Genomic DNA, 3,491 nt, shown 5'->3' on the forward strand with positions numbered 1-3,491 from the left:
TCGAGACATGGTGACGAGCCTATCGGCACCGGCGAAAGGGGCTCCTCCCGGCGTGGGAGAAGCCCCTGGGGGAGCCCCGTAGTACCTGGGGGCGACCCGTAGTACCCGTAGGGCGAACGGCCGCTGCCCGCAGGCGCCACGTTCGGCTCCGTCGACCTGGATGCACTGCGCGTCCGCCGCCCCGCCCTGTTCGCCCGCCTGCTCACCGACGTCCGGCAGCTCGCCGCCGACGGACTGATCACCGCCCCGCACCCGCACACCCACGACTGCGCCGGCGCCGCCGGCACGACCGTCGACCTCGACCCCGGCCGAAACGGCTCCCCGCCGGTGCTCACCGGACTGACCGACGTCGCGCACGTCGCACCCGAACCCCTCCCGGGCGGACGGCTGCGGGCGGACGGCGCCTACCTGATCACCGGCGGCCTCGGCGCCCTCGGCCTCTCCCTCGCCGAGTTCCTCGCGGCACAGGGCGCCGGCACACTCGTCCTGGTCGGCCGGTCCGCCCCCACGCCGGAAGCCGCCGCCCGCCTGACGGCACTCGGCGAGCGCGGGACCGTCGTCCACACCCCGCGCTGCGACGTGAGCGACCGGACCGCCCTGCGCCAGGCCCTCGACGGACTGCGTGAGCGGGGCCTGCCGCCGCTGCGCGGGGTCGTGCACGCGGCCGGCGTCCTCGGCGACGCCACCATCGGGCGCATGACGCCGCGCCAGCTCACCAAGGTGCTCCAGCCCAAGGTCGCCGGAGCGATCGGCCTGGAGGCCGCGACCGAACACGAACCCCTGGACTTCTTCGTCCTGTTCTCCTCCGTCGCGGCCCTCGTCGGCAACCCCGGACAGGCCGCCTACGCAGCGGCCAACGCCTACCTCGACGCCGTCGCCGAACTGCGCCGCCGCCGCGGACTGCCCGCGCTCAGCGTGCAGTGGGGGCCGTTCGCCGACATCGGGCTCGCCGCACGCAGCGAACAGGCCGGCGCCCGCCTCGGAGACCGCGGCATGGACAGCTTCCCCGCCGACGAGGCATGGACCGCCCTGACCCGGCTGCTCGCCGAGGACCGGCCCGTCGACGGCTACGTCCCCCTCGACCTGCGCCGCTGGTTCGAGGCCGCCCCCGACACGGTGGCGCTGAGCGCCTGGCGCACACTGCACGAGGCCCTCGGCGACGACGGCGGCGCCGTCACCGCGGGCGCCTTCGCGGGCAGCCTGCTGAACGAACCCGAAGAGGCCCGGCCCGCACTCGTGGAGGCCAAGGTCCGTGAACTCGCGGCCCAGGTACTGCGCCTCACCCCCGAACGGCTCGAACGCGACACCCTGTTCGAGTCCCTCGGCCTGGACTCCCTGATGAGCCTCGAACTGCGCAACCGGCTCGAAGCCGCCTTCGGACTGCGCCTGTCGCCCACCCTCATGTGGACCTACGGAACGCTCCGCACCCTCGCCAAGGCCCTCACCGAACAGCTGACGCGACCGCAGGAGGCCAGGTGAGTATCGACCGGACCACATACGTGGCCACCGTCTCGCCCCAACCGCAAGGAACCCCGATGCACGAGGGAACCCCGATGCCCGAGCCGACCGCCTCCGAGCCAGGCAGGCAGACCCCCCTGACCCGGGCCATGGCCACCATCCGCTCGCTGCGGCAGCAACTCGGCGAACAGCAGGGCAACCAGCCCGTCGCGATCATCGGCGCGGGGCTGCGGCTGCCCGGCGGCATCGACACCCTCGACGCCTACTGGGCCGCCCTCGCCGAAGGCCGCGACCTGGTGCGCCCCATGCCGGAGCACCGCAAGGGCCCCTTCGCCGACGCCTGGCGGGGACTGCCGCAGCGCGGCGGCTTCCTCGACGAGGTCCTCGACTTCGACGCCGGGTTCTTCGGCATCAGCCCCCGCGAGGCCCGCCACCTGGACCCGCAGCACCGGCTCCTCCTCGAAGTGGCCTGGGAGGCACTGGAGCACGCGGCCGTTCCGGCGGGCACGCTCGCCGAGGCCCGCGCCGGCCTCTACCTGGGCGTCATGTGGCAGGACTACCGGGAGTGGTGCGAGGGCGAACCCGACGCCTACTGGGCCACCGGGAACGGACACAACTTCGCCGCCGGCCGGGTCGCCTACGCCCTGGGCCTGACCGGTCCGACCATGACCGTCGACACGGCGTGCTCGTCCTCCCTCGTCGCCGTGCACCTGGCGGTGCAGGCACTGCGCCGGGGCGAGTGCGAACTCGCCTTCGCCGCGGGCGCCAACCTCATCATGTCGCCGCAGACCATGCGCCTGGTCCAGGAGACCCGCTCCCTGTCACCGGACGGCCTGTGCAAGACGTTCGACTCCCGGGCCAACGGCTTCACCCGGGGCGAGGGCGTGGGCGTGGTGCTGCTCAAACGGCTCGACCACGCCCTGCGCGACGGTGACCGGGTGCTCGGCGTGATCAGGGGCACGGCCGTCAACCAGGACGGCCGCTCCAGCGGGTTCACCGCACCGAACGTCCTCGCCCAGGTGTCGCTCATCGAGGCGGCCCTGTCGGACGCCGGGCTGGAGCCGGGGGCCGTCGGCTACGCGGAGACCCACGGCACCGGCACCGCGCTCGGCGACCCGATCGAGATGGACGCGCTGGCCACCGCCCTGGGCCGGCGCAACGACGGCGCGCCGCTGCCGGTCGGCGCGCTGAAGACCAACTTCGGTCACCTGGAGGGCACCGCCGGGGTGGCCGGGCTGATCAAGGCGATGCTGTGCGTGTCCCGGCGCCAGGTGCCGCCCGTCGTCCACTTCCGGCACCTCAATCCGCGGATCGACCTGTCCGGCACCGGTATGACGGTGCCCGACACGCTGGGGGAGTGGTCACCGGAGTCCGGTGGCTGCGCCTCGGTCAGCTCGTTCGGCATGAGCGGCACCAACGCCCACGCGATCGTCGGACCGCTGCTCGCCGAGGAGGCGGCCACCCGCCCGGGCGGGGAGCCCGCGCCCGTCACTGTCACCGGGTTCGAGATCTCCGCGAAGAGCGCCGACGCGCTGCGGGCGCGCGCCGCCCGGTACGCCTCGGTGCTGGACACCCTCGCCCCCGCCGACTACCCGGCCTTCGCGCACACCACGACCGCCGGGCGGACGCCCATGGACTTCCACATGCGGGTCACGGCGGCCGACCCCGGGTCCGCGGCGAAGGCGCTGCGGGCGCTGGCCGAGGGACGCACCGTGCCGGAGGTGGAGGCCACCGGGATACGGGACGACGCGGGAAGCGCCCCGGACTTCGGCGCGGGCCTGCCCCGCAGGATCGTCGACCTTCCCCCCTACCCGTGGCAGCGCAGCCGGTTCGCGCCGCAGACGCAGCCGCAGACGCAGCCCCGGACACAGGCGGACGTCTCCGACGTGCCCCTCGCCCCCCTTGTCTCCCTTGCGCACGAGGTGATGTGGCGCCCCCAGCCCCTCGCCGCCACGCCCACCGCACGCTCCGTCGTCCTGGCCGGTGACGACGAGGACCTGCTCGCCGCGCTGGCCGGCCGGGCCGCCGCGCTG

Annotated in this window: 2 protein-coding genes and 1 pseudogene; 2 read left to right on the forward strand and 1 reads right to left on the reverse strand. The window is 74.4% G+C overall.

Annotated elements, in window-relative coordinates; translation table 11 throughout:
• Positions 1-357, reverse strand: a pseudogene (locus tag ACVNF4_RS33940) (hypothetical protein); the annotation flags it as partial.
• Between ACVNF4_RS33940 and ACVNF4_RS33945 the strand changes: the two are divergent.
• Entirely contained in the window at positions 328-1,479 is a 1,152-nt protein-coding gene (locus ACVNF4_RS33945) for a beta-ketoacyl reductase (RefSeq protein WP_461806717.1), read from the forward strand. The pseudogene ACVNF4_RS33940 and the gene ACVNF4_RS33945 overlap by 30 nt on opposite strands.
• A 56-nt stretch (positions 1,480-1,535) precedes the next feature.
• Positions 1,536-3,491: beta-ketoacyl synthase N-terminal-like domain-containing protein (locus ACVNF4_RS33950; RefSeq protein ID WP_461806718.1), on the forward strand; the 1,956-nt coding region annotated here is incomplete at its 3' end.

Source organism: Streptomyces sp. S6 (genome assembly GCF_054880855.1).